The following is an 18,591-nucleotide window of genomic DNA, read 5'->3' as shown; positions in this document are numbered from 1 at the left end:
GCGTCCGTGAGGGCAAGATGGACAGCACTGGCTCTCGTCGCGTTGCTGACACTGGGCGGAGCCAGCATCTACGCTGTGCGCTCCTATCAACATTATGCTGAGAGAAATTCAGGGCAGTCTGCCGTATCTATGAGCAACGAGTTGCCACCAGGGCAGCGAATTGTATTTCGCAATACGGCGTCGGGGGCAGGCTACGGGATGATCGGCGAAGTGCCGACCAACGATCCGAGAGGACCACGCGACCTTGCGAACGTGCCTTGCGATCGAGTCGACGCCTCTGGCGGGATGGTGTCTTGTCTGCGCACAATACGTGGAATCCCAACACGCTTTGAAGCCCAGGTGTTGGATTCCGAAGGTTCGATTATTGAGACGTGGCCACTCCCGGGGGTTCCAAGTCGGACTCGAGTCTCGGCCGACGGCCTTGTAGCCACAACCGCATTCGTGACGGGTCACGCTTATGCCACGAATTCATTTTCGACAGAGACCGTAGTCAGGGCACCTGACGGTCGAGACTATGGAAATTTGGAAGACTTCACGATCCTGATCGACGGGAACCAACTGACTGCCGTTGACCGAAATGTCTGGGGTGTCACCTTTGCTGGAGATGACAAATTCTTTGCGACAGTGGGCTCGGGAGACAACACATGGCTCGTGTCAGGGAGCCTCGAACAACGCACAATGACGTCAGTTGTGGAAAATGCGGAATGCCCCTCGATTTCCCCTGATGGGAAGCAGGCGGCTTTTAAGAAGCGGCGCACGGGGGCAGGACCTGTTCATTGGGATATTGCTGTGTTGGAGTTGGATTCAAAGAAGGAAACCGTTATTCGACTGCGTAACGGGTTCGATGATCAGCTTGAATGGTTGGACAATAGCACCCTGCTATACGGGGCGCCACGCGATGGGGCTATTGGCGACAGCGATATCTTCAGTCTAGAAGTTGCCCCGAATGCGCGTCCTGAATTGTTCATTGAACACGCATGGTCGCCGTCGGTGGAGCGCTGATCACCCATCCAGCAGTCGCGCTTTGGGGAAATCAGCAAGTTGTCTTGTTGCAACACTGGGCGCGGACTTAGCACATCGAAGAGTCAAATGCCTTCTGGCAGAAGACCTGGGAACATGAAAACGACTAGCACGCTCGTGTTCAGATTGGTTGCCGGCTCAGCTTGACCTCAGCGGTACTCGGCGGAATAGATTCCGCTCTCTGCTGTGAAGAACGCATAGTCGATTCCCTTGATGGTCCGGATCTTGAAACTAACCTTTTCGCCTTCGGACCGGAGGGCTGATAATTCGCCAGTGTCTGAGCGGACGGGAAGCATGACCTGCAACATCCCCTCAACTCGGCTATCGGAGCTCACAGTGAACCCGACCTCGCCTTTCTCCGTCACGAGATCAGTGACGGTTGAAGCGTTCCGTCCATCGGTGAACTCAAGTAGTTGTTTCGCGGAAATCATGGGAACGTCCAGTCGTGTCGCCGTATCCATGAGCTGCCGGCCGAAATCGTCGCTGAAATCGAAATGGGTTCCCAGGACCCCGAAATAGCCCCGATCATCTCGGGCAGCTGAGATAAGGGCTTCGATTGCCTCAGGTGAGTCCTTCCAAGTCTCATTGACCAAATGCGTTTCTTGTTGGAACACATCGATAAGTTGCCCGTCGTCTGTACTGAAACGCATCGGCAGTGAGGAGCCGGTCATGTATCCGGGACGATGGCTGATCCAATCCGGTGGCCAGTTGAAGTAGTTCATATCCAGTCGGATTCCCCAGCTGCGTTCCACCATGGGCTGCGTGACCCAATCGCTCCAGGCGATGCAGTGCAGCCTGTTCCCCTGCTGTGCCGGTAGCGACGGGTACTTCTCCCGGAAGTTCTTGAGGGAACGCCCGAAGGACACATCGAGAGATGCTCGAGACCAGTCGTGGCACTGGGTGGTGATGTGGGCTCCGAGATCAAAACTTTGGTCGGAATAATCGGAGGCCTGATCATCTGTTAGGGAGGACGAGGCATACATCCACGAGGTGGCTCGCGGACACTTCCAAACACGTGCCTCGCATCCGGGAGGGTCGAGTTCCAGCATGTGCTCGAAAGCCGATTTTGTTCCATCCTCGGTCCCATGATCATCAGCGGCCATCAGTAAAGCGACATTGGCCCCGTTCGGTAGGTACCAAAAGCGCGGAAGCGGAGTCGAATCCTTGTGGAAGAATTCAAGAATGTTGGTGAGTAGCCGCATCTGCTCGTCAGCCTGGGGTATACCGATCTTGTCGAGGTCCAGGTAGTCGGATTCATTGTTGGCGCCGTGGAACAGATCGTTGGGTCGGATGGGGGGAATGCCATCTCGTTCTTGACCGGCCCAGGCAGGGTTCCCCTGCCGTGTATAGAGCACGGAAGTCGCGAGGTCGTACGTGAAGGCAGCGACTTGACCGTGCAACTGGTCGGCATTCCGGACGGTGACAGCGGGTATTTTGGCACTAGTAGTGGGATCGGAATAGAGAGTTGCGACGCTCGTGGCGTCAGCACCTGCGCGATATCGTGTGGCTGTCCCGTGGAATTGTATGGATGTCGACGTGATCCCCTTGCCGGGGGCACGAGAACCATCGACTTTCAGATAGGCATCACGAAGCTCTCCGTCGACTGGAGTCAGCCCGGCCAACTGTGCTAAATCTCCCTGGGGGCTCATGGCCACGACAGCACCCCCCTCTCTGACCCAAGGCCGGAGGACTGCTGCAAGCTTGTCGGAACTTGCCCCGGCACCCACAATGGCCACGGCATGCTGTTCCAGCACCCGCGCATCGATAGCCTCCGGCGCGCGGGTGTCGAAACCGTTGAGACCTTCTGCTCTAAGGATTTCAGCGAGGTAGGAGTCGTGGGTGTTTGGGGCGGCGATGAGCAACAACGACCCACCAGCGCCCTCCTCAAGATTCACCGGTTTCTTTACTTGAAACTTCCAACTATTCAGCTCGTCTTGACTCCCTTGGGCATTTGGCAGCGTGATACTAACCGCGTAGCTTCCGGGCTTGAGCGGATCTGTGGGTTGAAGGGTCGCAGTATCAAGTGTGTTGTTGAACCGCACGGCGCCGGCAACCGGCTGGCCCTCGTCATCTTTTACGACAATTTTCAGCTGCTCTGCGGCGCCTTCGAGAGGGCGGCTAAAGGAAGCCATGACTTTGGTTGTCTTCGGCACGCCCGTTGCATCAGCAGTAGGGAAGTGAGACACAAGGTGGGCAGGCGTCGATTGAATACTTGTCAACATCGACGTTCCCCTAGCTGCGCCCACTCCTGCCGCAACGAAGCCGAAACACAGCAGCGCCATGAGCATGGTGTTGACCCACCGTCGCGATGACCAACGTGCGCCGTTTGATACTTCCACGATGAGTTGCCCCCAATTTCCCCAGAATCTTCTGAGAGCAAGCTTAGGTAACGTTCAATTGGGCGTCTGCGATAAACGACAAAGCAAGCAATTAACGAGTACGACGAGCGCGAGCAGAGGGAGCTGATCCAGTGATCCTGCCGGAGCGGGCACGGCAGCCTGCGGACGAAGCGGTAGACTGGGTTGGCCCGGACTCCGGGTCCGCAGACGCCAACATCGCAGGGAGTTCAGAACTTGAGCGTGGAAGCCACCACACCGGCCGCCGTCATCGTCCTCGCAGCAGGGGCCGGAACCCGAATGAAATCCGCGAAACCGAAGATCCTGCATGAGATTGCCGGACGTTCTCTCGTCGAACATGCGATCGCCGCGGCCCAGGGGTTGCAGCCCGAACGCCTGGTAGCTGTCGTCCGCTTCGAACGAGAAATCGTCGTCAAGCACCTTCTCGATATCGAACCGGCCATCACTATCGCCGATCAGGACGAGATCCCGGGAACGGGACGTGCTGTCCAGGTCGGTCTCGACCAGCTTCCTGGCGACCTCACGGGCACCGTGGTGGTGACCTACGGCGACGTCCCCTTGTTGACGACCGAGCTCATCGGTAGCCTCGTCGCCGCGCACGAGAGCGAGCGTAATGCCGTGACCGTTCTGACCGCTGAACTTTCTGACGCGACCGGCTACGGCCGCATCGTGCGTTCCGCCGACGGCACCGTGGAGGGGATCGTCGAGCATAAGGACGCCACGGCAGAACAGCTGGCCATCAACGAGGTCAACTCCGGGATCTATGCCTTCGATGCCGAGGTCCTGCGCAACGCACTGGCCACTGTCACCACCGACAACGCGCAGGGCGAAATGTATCTGACCGACGTGTTGGGTATCGCCCGCAACGACGGCGGACGCGTCGCTGCCGTGGTCACCTCGGACCGGTGGCAGGTCGAAGGGGCCAATGATCGGGCCCAGCTGTCTTCGCTGGGCAAGGAAATGAACCGGCGCATCCTCGAGAAGTGGATGCGGGCCGGTGTGACGGTCATCGATCCGCAGACTACCTGGGTCGACGCCTCGGTCGCGCTGTCCCCGGACGTGACCATTAAGCCTGGCACCCAGCTCCACGGGTCCACGGCAGTCGGTACCGGAAGTGTCATCGGACCGGATTCCACACTGACCGACACCCAAGTGGGCCAGAACGCCGTCGTCAAGCGCAGCGACGTGACGTCATCGGTCATCGCAGCCGGCGCCTCGGTGGGACCCTTCGCCTACTTGCGCCCGGGCACGGACCTGGGCGAAGCCGGCAAGATCGGGGCCTTTTACGAAACGAAGAATGTCACGGTCGGCCGTGGTTCCAAGCTCTCCCACCTGGGCTACGCGGGGGACGCGGAGATTGGCGAATACAGCAACATCGGTTGCGGCAACATCACCGCCAACTACGATGGCGTCAATAAACACCGCACCGTGATCGGCTCGCATGTGCGCACCAGTTCCAACACCGTGTTCATTGCGCCCGTGAGCATCGGCGATGGCGCCTACACCGGCGCCGGGGCCATCGTGCGCAAAGACGTTCCGGCCGGGGCCTTGGCCCTGTCCGTGGCCCCGCAACACAACAAAGAAGGTTGGACCGAGGCCAAGCGTCCCGGGAGTGCCGCCGCAGAGGCAGCTGCGCACGCCAGCCGCACCACCGATGCCAACCCACTTCCTGCCACCGACTGAACCCACCAGACAGCACGAAAACCTCCCGAGTCAGAAAGTGAACACATGAGCGAACTGCGCCACAACGTCGACAACAAGCTGGTGTTGGCCGCCGGCCGTGCACACCCGGAGCTGGCCGAAGAGATAGCCTCGGCCCTCGATACCGAACTGCTGCCCTTATCTGCCTATGACTTCGCCAACGGTGAGATCTACGTCCGCTCCGGTGAGAGCGTGCGTGGCAAGGACGTTTTCGTCATCCAGGCTCACCCGGCACCTCTGAACAACTGGTTGATGGAACAACTGATCATGATTGATTCGATGAAGCGCGCATCCGCTCGCCGCATCACCGTGGTCTCGCCGTTCTACCCCTACGCGCGTCAGGATAAGAAGGGTCGCGGCCGCGAGCCGATCTCCGCCCGCCTGGTCGCCGACCTCTACCGGACCGCCGGTGCTGACCGTGTCATGAGCGTGGACCTGCACACCGCGCAGATCCAGGGCTTCTTCGACGGACCGGTCGACCACCTCTTCGCCATCCCGTTGCTCGCCGATTACATCCGCACCCGCATCGAGGTCGACAACGTCACCGTCGTCTCCCCGGATACCGGCCGCGTCCGGGTCGCCGAACAGTGGGCCGAACGACTGGGCGGAGCACCGTTGGCCTTCGTGCACAAGTCACGTGATTTGACGGTTCCGAACCAGGCGATCTCCAAGACAGTGGTCGGACAGGTCAAGGGCCGTACCTGCGTGCTCATCGACGACATGATCGACACCGGTGGCACCATCTCGGGTGCCGTGCGCGTGCTCATGGACGCCGGCGCCAAGGATGTCATCATCGCTGCCACCCACGCAGTGCTCTCCGATCCGGCAGCCCAGCGGCTCTCCGAATCGGGGGCCCGCGAGGTCGTGGTGACCAATACGCTGCCGATCCCGAATTCGAAGCGTTTCGCCCAGCTCACCGTCCTGTCGATTGCCCCGCTGATCGCCCGCGCGATCAAGGAGGTCTTCGAAGACGGATCGGTCACGAGCCTCTTCGACGGCAACGCCTAGCCAATACCGCACCACAACGCCCGACAGATGGATCCCACAGGGTCAATTTGCCGGGCGTTGTCATGTCCGCTGAGCTCGTAGCGGATCCCGAGGCAGTAGCGATGCCAGTACCAACCCGGCGAACGATATGGTGGGGGCGTGGTCAAGATTCTTGCTGTATGCACCGGAAACATCTGCCGTTCGCCCTTCGTGGAGCGCTACCTGCAACGAGAACTAGAGCAGTTGGCGCCTGGTGCATTTCAAATCACCAGTGCCGGCACCAGCGCGCTCGTCGAACAACCAATGGATCGACGCGCGGCAGAGTCGTTGGAACGCGCGGGCGGGTCAGCCGGGGGATTCCTCGCCCGACAGCTGACCGAGACCCACCTGAAAGAGGCGGACTTCGTGTTGGCGCTGACGGAGGCACACCGAAGCGCCGTCGTGTCGATGAGCCCGCGGATGCTCAAGCGTGCTTATACCGTGCGTGAATTCGCCCGTGTTCTAGAAGTCATCGCTGCCGCAGGATCAGATCTGCGCCGAGGGGGCGGCCTCGAAGAGGTTCTAGCCCGGTGGAATGCGCTGCCGAAGGTCGCTGCCCGGCACCGGTATGAGGCTCGAGAGTTGGTGTCGGGAGGGTACGACGTGGTCGATCCTCACCGGCAGAGCACGGCCGTCTACCGACAGATGACGAACGAATTGCTGCCGTCGTTGCAAGGAATAGTCGATTTCGAAGCCTCAATGATTCGCTGAGTGACCACAGTTGGACTGACGAGCACGACTCGTGTGCCATCTGATCAGGGTTCAGAGGGCGGCCTTCGCATCTTGGCTAGAGTCGGCGACGTGCTTGCCGAGTGTCTTTTCTCGGAGCAACGAGTTCCTCGAAGGCGGGGTTCCGGTCGCGCTGCGCCGGCTCAGAGCCAACCACGTCATAATCGTCGTCCAGGAACTTGGGGATGAGCGATGTCTGGTCGTCGGCCGTCCCGTTGTCTGGCGCACTGGCCTTGGAAACGACCTTGTGGGGACCTCGGGGCGCACGGGACGGCTGAGCGCGTACGGACTCCACGGGAGGCTGCGAGGGCGCTGGTGAGGCGTCACGCCGGTTCTGTTTGCCGCCTTTGACACTCGAGTAGTAGTACTTTCCGTAGTAGCCATACTGGCCGGCCTGGGCACCCTTGGTCGGCACTTGGTTCAGGATCGCCCCGAGAACGCGGCCGTCGACCTTACGGAGGTTGTCTATTGCCTTTTGCAGTTCATCGACTGTGGTTGAACCAGCTTTAACCGTGACGAGCGCGCCATCGGCGGTTTTAGTCAGGATGGCGGCGTCGGTGACGGGCAGAAGCGGTGGGGCATCGATGATGACGACGTGGTCACGTGCCAGATCACGCAGGAGGTTCCTCATGGAGCGGGATCCGAGCAGTTCGGAAGGGTTGGGGGGGATGCGTCCGGCAGCGAGAACCGAGAGATTCGGAATCGGCCCATAGGGCTGGAGTACATCCTCGAGGTCGGCCATGCCGCTGAGGACATCGGTGAGCCCGGCTCCGTCCGGCAAACCGAAGATCTCGGTGACGACCGGGCGACGGAGGTCTCCATCGATGATCACCACTTCACGGCCAGCGGCGGCCACTGCTACAGCGAGGTTGGCTGCAATGGAGGATTTACCCTCGCCGGGGACCGAGGAGGTGACGACAATGGAGCGCGGGGGGTTGTCGACATCCATATACGACAGGTTCGTGCGCAGTTCGCGGAGTGATTCCGGGAAGGCGTGAGAGTCGCGGTCGCCATGGTCCACGATGCCGGGTTCGACGATCATGCGCTTTTCGGCCAATCGCTGATCCTGGGGGATGGTGCCCGCGACGTTCATCCCCAGCTGCTCAACGGCTTCGCTGGATCGAATGCGCCGGTCAAGGTGTCCGCGCAGGAGTGCATAGCCCAAGCCGAGGGCCAAGCCGACGACGCCGCCCAATGCCATGGCGAGCTTCGTGTTCGGGGAGACCGGGGCGGTCGGCAGGGCGGCGCGCCCCAGGGGGGCGAGCTTGATTGGAGCTTCACCGGCCATTCCGTCAACTTCCGAAACAGGTTCTATGCTGACGACCTCGTCGGCAAGGGCCTTCACCCAAGCGTTGGCGAGGTCCTGGGCAACGGCAGGATTGGCGGACTTGGCGCTGATGCGAAGTTCAGCAGTCTCAGTGGGAACGGCCACTGAGATTTGTTCGAGTAGCTCGTCGGGCGATTGAGTTATGTCAAGTTCTTTCTGGACCTTGGCAGCCACGCTGCGGCTGGTAGCGATGCTCTTGTAGCTCGTCACCTTTGATTTAGCCAAAGTCTCCCCGGCCAGAGCTGTGTTCAAGTTATCGGCACTCGCGGTGACCACGAGCCCCGAAGAGGTAGCCTGGTAAACGTTTGGCTGTGTTAATGTCCACAAGAAGGCGAGGAGGATTGCTGCCAGGAGTGTCGCTCCGATGCCGCGCCAGTGAGTCCGGAAGACGGCAATGTACTGGCGAAGATCCGGGCCGGCTTCAGCACCACTGGTGTCGTTAGTATCCAATATTGAGTCCCCCGAGGGCTCGCTACCGTCCGCACGATCAGCTCGTCTGCGGGGCAAAGAATGATGCCGCAAACGCTGATGATAGTGGACGGTCAATGATTTAGGGTCGGGTTGATACTATCCCAGCTCTTCCAATCTTTTGAGCAGTGTTCTCACGAGGTACAGTTCGTGGGCGCGAGGACGGTTGGGTCATGCCTGTGAGTTCGGGTAGCTCCCGTGGCCTGCTATGATAGTGCGCAGTGCCCAGGCGAGGGAACTGTCGGATGTTCATCCGGTGGCTTCCGTGATCGACAAGGCCCAACGCCCTCGGCGTCCATCCTGCGGGATCGGCTTCGCTCGGTGTCCGGACCCCCGAAATGCCTGGACAGACCGCATGAGCCCCATCATCCCAGGAGATAATCCATGACTCACGACAAAGTCGTTCTGCCAGCAGAGATCCGCACCGATTTTGGCAAGGGTGCTGCCCGCAAGGCCCGCCGCGATTACAAGATCCCCGCAGTGATCTACGGGCACGGTGCCGAGCCGCTGCACGTTCTGCTGCCGAACCAGGAGACCACGCTGGCCGTGCGTTACTCCAACGCCCTGCTGACCATCGACGTCGAGGGCAAGACCCACTTGGCGCTGGCCAAGGACATCCAGCGCCACCCGCTGCGCCAGACCGTCGATCACCTCGACCTGTTGACCGTGAAGAAGGGCGAGAAGGTCAACGTTGACGTCTCCATCAACCTCGAGGGTGAGGTTGCTCCGGGCGCCGTCCTGGAAGTCGATGCCTACACGGTTTACGTTGAGGCCGACGCCACCAACCTGCCCGAGCAGGTCACCGTCAGCGTCGAAGGCCGCGAAATCGGCAACCACGTGCTGGCTTCCGATCTGGTGCTGCCGAAGGGCGTCACCTTGCTGATCGAAGAAGACACCGTCATCGCCACCATCGATGAGCCGAAGGTCCAGGATCTCGGCGACGAAGAAGAAGAGGGCGAGGCCACCGAGGCTGCCGCTCCGGCTGACGCCGAGTCTGCAGAGTAGGGAAACCACCTGCTCTGATGGCAAGCAACACCTGGATCGTAGCCGGGCTCGGAAACCCCGGGCCCGGCTACGCCCGTAATAGGCATAACGTGGGCCAAATGGTCCTCAGCGAGATGGGGACCCGTCTGGGCGGCTCCTTCAAAGCGCATAAGGCCAACGCCCAGGTCCTCGAAGGACGCCTGGGTATCGGCGGTCCCCGTCTGATTCTGGCCCAACCGATGACGTACATGAACCTCTCGGGTGGCCCGGTCGCCGGCCTGGCCCGGTTCTTCGATGTGGATCCAGAGCACATTATTGCGATTCATGACGAAATCGATATTCCCTTCAACACCATTAAAATGAAGCTCGGTGGGGGAGAAGGCGGCCATAACGGACTCCGCGATATCTCGAAGGCCTTGTCGACCAAGGACTACTACCGGGTCCGTGTCGGCGTCGGCAGGCCTCCCGGACGGATGGAAACTGCAGACTTCGTGCTGCGCGATTTCGGCACCACCGAACGCAAGGAACTGCCCTTCCTGCTCGATGATGCCGCCGATGCCGCGGAACTACTCATTCGCGACGGCCTGCAGGCGGCGCAGCAGAAACATCATGGCGTCTAGCCAGCCGGTGCCCAGAAAATTCGGTCCGGTTTTTGTTTGACAACAATTTCACATACTATCAATCCATGCCATATGGCTCCCTTAAGCGGGGCCGGTAGCTGGAGGCCTCTGAGACTGGGCCACCCCCATCCTGCTACCGGCCCCTTTTTTCATGCCCGCAGGCGGTGGGTAAGGCAGCACTGACGTGAATCCACTCACCGGACCGTGCGATCATTAGGTCATGGATTCGTTGCGGAATCCACGGGGCCGATGCCCCGCCGATCATTCCCGATCCAAGGATTTAACGAGCGTGGAAACAGTTACCGGCCCCCGCGGAGCGGATCAGACCGACCAGCCCCTGGCCCCGTTGGACGACACCGAAGTGCGGCGTCTGCGAGGTGACTTCACGCTGTTGGAACGCAGCATCAATTCGGTGCCCCTGGTGTATCTGGACTCCGGCGCCACCTCGCAGAAACCTCAATCCGTTCTCGATACCGAGCAACACTTCTACGAGAACTTCAACGCCGCCGTCCATCGCGGAGCTCATAGCCTGGCGGTGGAAGCCACCGATATTTATGAGGAAGCCCGTGAGAAGGCGGCACGGTTCGTGGGGGCCGCCACCGAGGAAATCGTCTGGACCTCGAACGCGACCGAGGCGCTGAACCTGCTGACCTATTCGTTCTCCAACGCCAGCCTCGGCCGCGGCGGCGACGCCGGACGGCAGTTCGCCCTCGGCCCGGGGGACGAGATCCTCGTCACCGAGCTCGAACACCATGCCAACCTCATCCCGTGGCAAGAACTGGCAGCGCGTACCGGTGCCAGCCTGAAATACATCCCGGTCGACGCCGAAGGCGCCTTGCGCATGGACCTGGCGGCTCATCTGGTGGGGCCCCGCACCCGGATCGTAGCCTTCACCCACGTCTCCAACGTCCTGGGCACCGTCACCGATGTCGCAGCACTGGTCCGCCTGGCCGCTACCGTGGGTGCCCTCACGGTCCTGGACGGCTGCCAATCGGTGCCCCACCTCCCCGTGGACGTCAAGGCGCTAGGCGTCGACTTCATGGCGTTCTCCGGCCATAAGATGCTGGGTCCCACCGGCATCGGAGCCCTCTACGGCCGCCGGGAACTACTCGATGCGATGCCCCCCTTCCTGACGGGGGGTTCAATGATCACTTCCGTCACGATGGAACGGGCCGAATTCCTGCCCGCACCCACCCGTTTCGAGGCGGGTACCCAGCGGATCTCCCAGGCCGTGGCACTAGCCGCCGCCGTGGACTACCTCGATGAGGTCGGGATGGAACGGATCGCAGCCTGGGAAGAATACCTGGGCGGACGGCTCTCCGCCGGTCTGGCCTCGATTCCGGGGATTCGCCAGCTGGGCCCCACTACGGGAGCGCGTATCGGCACGGCAACCATCGACATCCCGGGGGTTCACCCCCATGACGTGGGGCAGTTCCTGGACAGCCGTGGGGTGGCAGTCCGCGTCGGACACCACTGTGCGCAACCGTTGCATCGTGCTCTAGGGGTCACGGCAAGCACCCGGGCCAGCACCTACCTCTACAACACAGCCGAGGACGTGGACACGTTCCTCAATGCGGTGGCCGATGTGCGGGGGTTCTTCGGGGTGGGCGCATGAGTGAGTTGGAACAGCTATACCAGCAGGTGATCCTCGACCACGCCAAACGACGTCGGGGGGAGGGACTGATCACCCCCGAGGCCGGGCATGTCTGGGGGGAGTCTCATCAGCACAACCCGGTCTGTGGCGACCAAATTCGACTTCGGGTGGAAATAGAGGACCAGACGATCACGAAGATCAGTTGGGAAGGCGATGGATGTTCGATCTCGATGGCCTCTGCCTCCGTGCTGACCGAACTGGCTGCCGGGTCCAGCAGGGGAAGCCTCGTGGAGCTGACCGACGAGTTCAGGACCCTGATGCGTTCACGCGGAAGCCTCGAAGGGGACGAGGAGGTTCTGGGGGATGCTGCGGCCTTCGCCGGGGTTTCGAAGTTCCCCGCCCGGGTCAAATGCGCGATGTTGGCGTGGGTGGCTGCCGAACAGTCGCTCCTCGACGCGGGCACCGGGCCGGCACGTCTTTAGCGTCCCCGCCACGGCGCGCGGGAGGGGGGCCGGCCGTTTCCGGACCGCCGGACGACGGCGGGATCCTTCCCGCCGTCGTCCGGCGGATCAGTCTTGCTGGTAGACGTCGGGGATGCCGTCAGCGTCATCGTCTCGCTGCGCTTCCAATTCCCACTTCCGGTACCTCCGGTTGCGGGGAATGAGCCAGGCGGCGCCGAGGACCGCGGCGAGCAACGAACCGGTGAGGATGGCCACCTTGGCATGTTCGTAGTGCGGGGACTCGAGCCCGAAGCTCAGCTCGGAAACCAACAGTGAGACGGTGAAGCCGATACCCGCCAGCAAGGTCACCCCGAGCAAGTCGACCCATCGCACCGCCGGGTCGAGATTGGCATGTCGGGTTTTGGTGAGCAGGAAGGTCGAGCCCAGAATGCCGATGGGCTTGCCCAGCACCAGCCCGGCCACGATGCCCCAGACCACCGGGTCGGCCATGGCCTTGGTAATGCCTTCGACACCGCCGATGGCCACACCCGCGGAGAAGAACGCGAAGATCGGTACGCAGAAGCCGGAGGACAAGGGGCGGAAGCGGTGCTCGAAACGCTCGGCGACTCCCGTACCCTCCCTCTTGTCGTGGCGGAGCACCGGGACGGAGAAGCCCAGGAGGACCCCGGCCACCGTGGCGTGGATACCCGACTGCAGTACGAAAGCCCAGGTGACGATGCCCAGCGGCAACAGGATGACCCAGGCGGTCCAGGCCCGGGTGGCGAAGTACTTCTGGTACCGGTGGGAGATGAAGAAGAACAAGGCCAAGGGAATCAGGGCCAGACCCAGGAACAGGAAATCCAGGGTGTCCGTATAGACGATGGCGATGATCATGATGGCGATCAGATCGTCCACGACGGCCAAGGTCAGCAGGAAGATCCGCAAGGGTGAGGGAAGGCTTGAGCCGATCACCGCCAGAACGGCGACGGCGAAGGCGATGTCGGTGGCCGTGGGGATGGCCCAGCCATGCAGTGTTGAGCCGCCCTCGCTGATGTTGAGCGCCACGTAGATCAGTGCCGGGATGAGCACGCCGCCGAAGGCCGCGGTGACCGGGACGATCGCCTTGCTGAAATCGCGAAGGTCCCCAATCACGAATTCCTTCTTCAATTCCAGGCCAACCAGGAAGAAGAACACCGCCAACAGGCCATCGGAGGCCCAATGGCCCAGACTCAAATCGAGGTCGATCCACGGCACCGGGATATTCAGGTGCAGGTCACGTAGGGCGAAGTAGCTATCGCCCCAGGGCGTGTTCGCCCAGATAATCGCGACGGCAGCCGCGACGATGAGCACCAGTCCACCGACGGTTTCCTTGCGCAGGATCGCACCAATACGTTGGGATTCGCGATAGCTCCCCAGACCCAGAATGGTCTGGCGTGGAGGGGCGGGTTCGGGATTGGTCATGAATCGTCCTCAACTTCGAGTGGGCATGGTTGTTGCATTGCCGACCAGACTTCCCGGCTCACCGTCAACGATCCTACCGCTTCGCGCGGCGCCTGACGCAAAAAATGACGAGTGCGGTGCCCGCATATCCGATCACTGCACCCGCGGTATTGGCCACGATATCGGCGGCGGATGCGAAGCGGGCCGGGAGGAAAACGTATTGGGCGCTTTCCACCGCGGCGCTGGCCAGCAGCCCCGAAAAGGGGACCAGCCACCACCAGCGGCGGGGCAGAATTAAGGTGCCCAGCACACCCCAGGGGAGGAACATGACCACGTTGGCCAGCCATTCGATCAGCTGATAGTCCACCCACAACGGGACCCCGGCAGCATGCCAGCTCTCCAACAACTTCGGCAGCGTGTCCTGGGCAGGACGGTCAACCGGGACCGGCCAGAAGACGATGAACGCCACCGCGAGGAGATAAACCGTCGCCGTGACGCCCAGCGCCACGACGCGGCGACGCCGGCCGGTGGAGGCTACTGCTTCTGGTCCAGCCACGTACGTGCTTCGCTGGTCTGCAGATTCAGGACCTTGGCCAGCATCGGCTCGGCGCTGGAAGCGATCTTGGGGCCCAAGAACGGAATCGAGGAGCTGACCTTGCCATCCAGCTCGACCGTGGTTCCCTCACTGTCGGTGATGAGCTTCTGCACAGCTGTCACGGTAACGGGGGCTCCGGCAACCTCGATCTTGATGTCTGCGGACCGGCTGCCATCGGCAGCCGGCGCCGACCAGTTCTCGCGTTGGGTGAGCGATAAGGTGGCCCCGACAAATTTTTTGACCAGATCCGGGAGCCGGTCGGTGGGGACGGTCCGGGTCGTGGTCAGGGTGAACGCCGCATCGGTGGACCCGGAGAGGGTGAAATCGTTCAAGGTGGCACCGGCACGCTGGCTAATGTGCTCGGCGAAGTCCTTCCGGGTGAAAACCCGGGTGAGGGCGTCAACGGGGTACGGCAGCGAGGTGGAAGCATTCAGCGGCATGGCACTCCTGTGCTCTGGGTTCAGCGTGGGTGGTCTCGTGCACCGGCCCGGGAGGCACAGCGCGGTCTGGGACCATGCTACGGGTCCGGCGGTGAATCGCGGTAAGCTGGCACCCTCCCCGGGATCCAGTATGGATTCCGGGCTTTTGTGCTGTTTCCCGGAAGGAACCCCATGGCCCTGACTGGCCTTCGTGCGGCTTTGGCCGCCGACCCGTCCTATGCGCGCGTGCGCACCTACGCCTCGAAGGGCTTCGACGATCGCAGTCAGGATCTCCAGGTGGCTGCGCCGGCGGGGCTGCGGGCCGCCTTGGTTACCGAAATCGTTGATGGGCTCTCCACCGCCGGTACCGGAATCGTTCTGGCGGTGACCGCCACCGGCCGGGAGGCCGAAGAACTCACCGGGGCCCTGCGCGCCTATCTGCCCGACGGTGCCGTGGACGAGTTCCCGAGTTGGGAGACCCTCCCGCATGAGAGGTTGTCCCCGCGCTCGGACACCGTGGGACGACGGCTGAAGGTGATGCGCCGACTGGCCCACCCCGACGGCAGCCTGCAGGTCGTCGTCGCCCCCATCCGTTCGGTGGTCCAGCCGCTCGTCAAAGGACTGGGGGATCTGGCCCCGGTGCGTTTGGCCCTGGGGGAGGAGCGTCCCTTCGACGGGGTCGTCCACGAATTGGCCGACGCCGCGTATGCGCGCGTGGATATGGTGACCCACCGCGGTGAGTTCGCCGTTCGCGGCGGGATCCTTGACGTCTTCCCACCGACCGAGGACCACCCGATCCGTATCGACTTCTTCGGTGACGAGGTCGAATCCATGCGCTGGTTCGCCGTCGCCGACCAGCGGTCCTTCTCCAAGGCAGATAAATCCGAAGGTGGTATTGCCGACCCCACGGTCCTGTACGCGCCACCGTGCCGCGAACTGTTGATCACCCCGTCGGTGATGTCCCGCGCCGCCCGGCTCAAGGAGTCGATGCCCGCAGCGGCGGACATGTTGGAAAAGATTGCCGGTGGCATTGCCGTGGAGGGTATGGAGTCCCTGGCGCCGGTCCTGGTGGATGGCATGGTCCCGTTCGTCAGCCAACTACCGGCAGATTCCGTTGCGGTGATCATGGAACCCGAACGGGTCAGAACCCGCTCCCACGACCTCTCCGAAACCAATGCAGAATTCTTGGCTGCTGCCTGGTCCACCGCCTCCGACGGCGGCGCAGCCCCCGTGGATCTCCTCCAGACCCAGGGGATCAGTGACGTTTTGGATGCCGGGAACTTCTCCACCCTGGCCGATACCCGGTCCAACGCCCTGGCCTCCCGGGTCAGCTGGTGGTCGATCACGTCGCTGACCCAGGACGAGGACATCGAACTGGATATTGATTCGCTCAATGTTCAGGCCCGTGAACCGCGCGGATACCAGGGCGACGTGGCCGAAATGATGGAGTTCATCGGCTCCCGGGTCAGGGACAACTGGCGCGTGGTCGTGGCCACCGACGGGCCGGGTCCTGCCAGCCGGCTGGCCGAGCTCTTCCACGACGCGGGGATTCCGTGCCACCGGGTGGACAGCGTGGACGACACCCCCACCGAGGGGCTCATCGAAATCACGACGGCGGTGGCCGGCAGGGGTTTCGTCTTCGACTCGCTCAAATTGGGGTTGCTCACCGAAGCTGACCTTTTGGGCAGGTCCAGCGCCTATTCGGCGAAGTCGACCCGCAAACTGGCCGCCCGTCGTCGTCACGCCGTGGATCCGTTGCAATTAAGCGAAGGCGACTTCGTGGTGCACGAGCAACATGGCATCGCCCGTTTCCTCGAGTTGATCCAGCGCAAGGTCGGCGGAACCTCGGGGGCCGTCCGCGAATACCTGGTCCTCGAATACGCCCCGTCCAAACGCGGGGCCCCGGGCGATAAGCTCTTCGTGCCCACCGACCAGCTGGACCAGGTCACCCGCTATGTCGGTGGTGAGGCCCCTTCCCTGTCCAAGATGGGTGGCAGCGACTGGTCGAACACGAAGTCCAAGGCGCGCCGGGCGGTCAAGGAGATCGCCGCCGACCTCATCCGGCTCTACTCCGCCCGGATGGCTTCCCGCGGCCACGCCTTCGCCGCGGACACCCCCTGGCAGTCCGAACTCGAGGAGGCCTTCTCCTTCATCGAGACCCCAGATCAGCTAACCACCATCAATGAGGTCAAGGCCGATATGGAGCGGGAGATCCCGATGGACCGGCTCATCTCCGGTGACGTCGGATTCGGCAAAACCGAGGTCGCGGTGCGTGCGGCATTCAAGGCCGTGCAGGACGGCAAACAAGTGGCCGTCCTGGTGCCCACGACCCTGCTGGCCCGCCAGCACGTCGAGACCTTCGGCGACCGGTTCTCGGGTTTCCCCGTCAGGGTGGCATCGCTCTCGCGTTTCCAGACACCCAAGGAGGCCAAGGAGGCCGTGGAGGGGCTGAAGAACGGATCGATCGACGTCGTCGTCGGCACCCACCGGCTGCTCTCGAAGGAAGTCCAGTTCAAGGACCTGGGGTTGGTGATCGTCGATGAGGAGCAACGTTTCGGCGTCGAACATAAGGAAGCGCTGAAGCAGATGCGCACCGACGTCGACGTTCTGGCCATGTCGGCGACACCGATCCCGCGGACCCTGGAGATGTCGTTGACCGGGATCCGGGAGACCTCCACGTTGGCCACCCCGCCGGAGGAGCGCCATCCGGTGCTGACCTATGTCGGTCCGCATACCGATAAACAAGTCTCTGCGGCGATCCGGCGTGAACTCATGCGTGAAGGGCAGGTGTTCTTCGTCCACAACCGGGTCTCCTCCATCGACTCGGTGGCCGCGAAGCTGCGTGAAATCGTCCCCGAGGCCCGGGTCGAAGTTGCGCACGGCAAGATGAGCGAAGCCAGGCTCGAGCAGATCATCGTGGATTTTTGGGATCGGAAATTCGATGTCCTTGTCTCCACCACCATCATCGAAACCGGTCTGGATATTTCCAATGCGAACACCCTGATCGTGGACCGGGCGAACAACTACGGCCTGAGCCAGCTACACCAGCTGCGTGGCCGGGTGGGGCGCGGCCGCGACCGGGCCTACGCCTATTTCCTCTGGAACGCGGAGAAACCGTTGGGGGAGGTGGCCCTGGAACGGCTCAAGGCCGTAGCGGCCCATAACGAGTTGGGTTCGGGCTTCCAACTGGCCATGAAGGACCTGGAAATCCGTGGTGCGGGCAACCTGCTGGGCGGTGAACAGTCGGGGCATATCGCCGGGGTCGGGTTCGACCTGTATATCCGGTTGGTCGGCGAAGCCGTGGCCGACTTCAAGGGCGAAACCGAAGAGAAGGTGGCTGATATGAAGATCGAGCTGCCGGTCAACGCCCACCTGCCGCACGATTACGTGCCGGGGGAGCGGCTGCGCCTGGAGGCCTACCGCAAGCTGGCCGGTGCCACCGATACCGAGGGCATCGATGGCGTCGTCGCCGAGCTCACCGACCGTTATGGCGAACCGCCGGCAGCGGTGGTCAACCTGATCGAGGTGGCCCGTTTCCGGGTGAGGGCGCGTGCGGCGGGGCTGACGGATGTGGCGATGCAAGGAAACTTCATCAAGTTCGCCCCCGCCACCTTGCCCGAATCGAAACTCTTGCGCCTGAATCGCATGTATAAGGGGGCGCAGAACAAGCCGGCCCTGGATGCAGTGATGATCCCCAAACCCAAGACGGCCCCGGTCGGTGGGCGCGACCTGGCCGACGCCGAGATCCTCACCTGGGCGGGCCAGGTGCTGGAGGCCCTGTTCGAGGACTGAGTCGCCGGCACCACGAGCGAGGCCCGGCCGAACCGTGCTGGTTCGACCGGGCCGAGCCGGACACCGAGGCCAGGCCCCG

The 18,591-nt window shown here is 62.3% G+C and carries 14 protein-coding genes; 9 read left to right on the top strand and 5 right to left on the bottom strand.

What is annotated here, in order from left to right:
- Positions 1 to 522: 522 nt before the first annotated feature.
- Positions 523 to 1,002 carry a TolB-like translocation protein gene (locus tag AC3ZI9_RS11765; RefSeq protein ID WP_443425734.1) on the top strand — a complete coding sequence of 160 codons (480 nt, stop codon included), beginning with the start codon at positions 523 to 525 and terminating at the stop codon, positions 1,000 to 1,002.
- A gap of 167 nt (positions 1,003 to 1,169) precedes the next feature.
- Here AC3ZI9_RS11765 and AC3ZI9_RS11760 read toward each other — a convergent pair whose 3' ends face one another.
- On the bottom strand, positions 1,170 to 3,308 hold the full coding sequence (locus AC3ZI9_RS11760; RefSeq protein WP_489923601.1) for an Ig-like domain-containing domain: 2,139 nt from the start codon (positions 3,306 to 3,308) through the stop codon (positions 1,170 to 1,172).
- Between the two features lie 285 nt (positions 3,309 to 3,593).
- Between AC3ZI9_RS11760 and glmU the strand changes: the two genes are divergently transcribed.
- The 3 genes from glmU to AC3ZI9_RS11745 all read left to right on the top strand — a co-directional run bounded on the left by glmU (position 3,594) and on the right by AC3ZI9_RS11745 (position 6,815).
- Positions 3,594 to 5,060, top strand: coding sequence for a bifunctional UDP-N-acetylglucosamine diphosphorylase/glucosamine-1-phosphate N-acetyltransferase GlmU (gene glmU, locus AC3ZI9_RS11755; RefSeq protein WP_443425731.1), 1,467 nt, complete (start codon positions 3,594 to 3,596; stop codon positions 5,058 to 5,060).
- A 45-nt stretch (positions 5,061 to 5,105) separates the two neighbouring features.
- The gene (locus AC3ZI9_RS11750; RefSeq protein ID WP_087000564.1) at positions 5,106 to 6,086 is read left to right on the top strand and encodes a ribose-phosphate diphosphokinase; all 981 of its coding nucleotides are present in this window, start codon (positions 5,106 to 5,108) and stop codon (positions 6,084 to 6,086) included.
- A 138-nt stretch (positions 6,087 to 6,224) separates the two neighbouring features.
- Positions 6,225 to 6,815: an arsenate reductase/protein-tyrosine-phosphatase family protein gene (locus tag AC3ZI9_RS11745; protein WP_443425730.1), complete on the top strand. Its 591-nt coding sequence runs from the start codon at positions 6,225 to 6,227 to the stop codon at positions 6,813 to 6,815.
- A 76-nt stretch (positions 6,816 to 6,891) separates the two neighbouring features.
- On the opposite strand, the gene AC3ZI9_RS11740 is transcribed toward AC3ZI9_RS11745, so the two are convergent.
- The gene (locus tag AC3ZI9_RS11740) at positions 6,892 to 8,610 is read right to left on the bottom strand and encodes a tyrosine-protein kinase domain-containing protein (RefSeq protein WP_443425729.1); all 1,719 of its coding nucleotides are present in this window, start codon (positions 8,608 to 8,610) and stop codon (positions 6,892 to 6,894) included.
- Positions 8,611 to 9,012: 402 nt separating this feature from the next.
- Here AC3ZI9_RS11740 and AC3ZI9_RS11735 point away from each other — a divergent pair, with 402 nt between their 5' ends.
- The 4 genes from AC3ZI9_RS11735 to sufU all read left to right on the top strand — a co-directional run bounded on the left by AC3ZI9_RS11735 (position 9,013) and on the right by sufU (position 12,308).
- Positions 9,013 to 9,633 carry a 50S ribosomal protein L25/general stress protein Ctc gene (locus AC3ZI9_RS11735; protein WP_087000567.1) on the top strand — a complete coding sequence of 207 codons (621 nt, stop codon included), beginning with the start codon at positions 9,013 to 9,015 and terminating at the stop codon, positions 9,631 to 9,633.
- A gap of 17 nt (positions 9,634 to 9,650) precedes the next feature.
- Positions 9,651 to 10,232 (top strand): aminoacyl-tRNA hydrolase, encoded by a 582-nt coding sequence (gene pth / locus AC3ZI9_RS11730; protein ID WP_489923600.1) that lies wholly within the window; start codon positions 9,651 to 9,653, stop codon positions 10,230 to 10,232.
- Between the two features lie 289 nt (positions 10,233 to 10,521).
- Positions 10,522 to 11,847 carry an aminotransferase class V-fold PLP-dependent enzyme gene (locus AC3ZI9_RS11725; protein WP_428844166.1) on the top strand — a complete coding sequence of 442 codons (1,326 nt, stop codon included), beginning with the start codon at positions 10,522 to 10,524 and terminating at the stop codon, positions 11,845 to 11,847.
- The gene (gene sufU / locus AC3ZI9_RS11720) at positions 11,844 to 12,308 is read left to right on the top strand and encodes a Fe-S cluster assembly sulfur transfer protein SufU (RefSeq protein WP_087000573.1); all 465 of its coding nucleotides are present in this window, start codon (positions 11,844 to 11,846) and stop codon (positions 12,306 to 12,308) included. The genes AC3ZI9_RS11725 and sufU overlap by 4 nt, the downstream gene beginning before the upstream one ends.
- Positions 12,309 to 12,395: 87 nt before the next feature.
- On the opposite strand, the gene nhaA is transcribed toward sufU, so the two are convergent.
- The 3 genes from nhaA to AC3ZI9_RS11705 form a co-directional block, all read right to left on the bottom strand.
- Positions 12,396 to 13,727 carry a Na+/H+ antiporter NhaA gene (gene nhaA, locus AC3ZI9_RS11715; protein WP_087000575.1) on the bottom strand — a complete coding sequence of 444 codons (1,332 nt, stop codon included), beginning with the start codon at positions 13,725 to 13,727 and terminating at the stop codon, positions 12,396 to 12,398.
- Between the two features lie 73 nt (positions 13,728 to 13,800).
- Positions 13,801 to 14,262, bottom strand: coding sequence for a VanZ family protein (locus AC3ZI9_RS11710; protein ID WP_443347569.1), 462 nt, complete (start codon positions 14,260 to 14,262; stop codon positions 13,801 to 13,803).
- The gene (locus AC3ZI9_RS11705; protein WP_087000579.1) at positions 14,241 to 14,741 is read right to left on the bottom strand and encodes a DUF2505 domain-containing protein; all 501 of its coding nucleotides are present in this window, start codon (positions 14,739 to 14,741) and stop codon (positions 14,241 to 14,243) included. The genes AC3ZI9_RS11710 and AC3ZI9_RS11705 overlap by 22 nt, the downstream gene beginning before the upstream one ends.
- A 171-nt stretch (positions 14,742 to 14,912) precedes the next feature.
- On the opposite strand from AC3ZI9_RS11705, the gene mfd reads away from it, so the two are divergent.
- On the top strand, positions 14,913 to 18,512 hold the full coding sequence (gene mfd, locus AC3ZI9_RS11700; RefSeq protein WP_489923599.1) for a transcription-repair coupling factor: 3,600 nt from the start codon (positions 14,913 to 14,915) through the stop codon (positions 18,510 to 18,512).
- Positions 18,513 to 18,591: the final 79 nt, after the last annotated feature.

The sequence above is a fragment of the Arthrobacter sp. AOP36-F1-5 genome (genome assembly GCF_058137995.1).
This window is presented reverse-complemented; position numbering and strand designations above follow the sequence as displayed.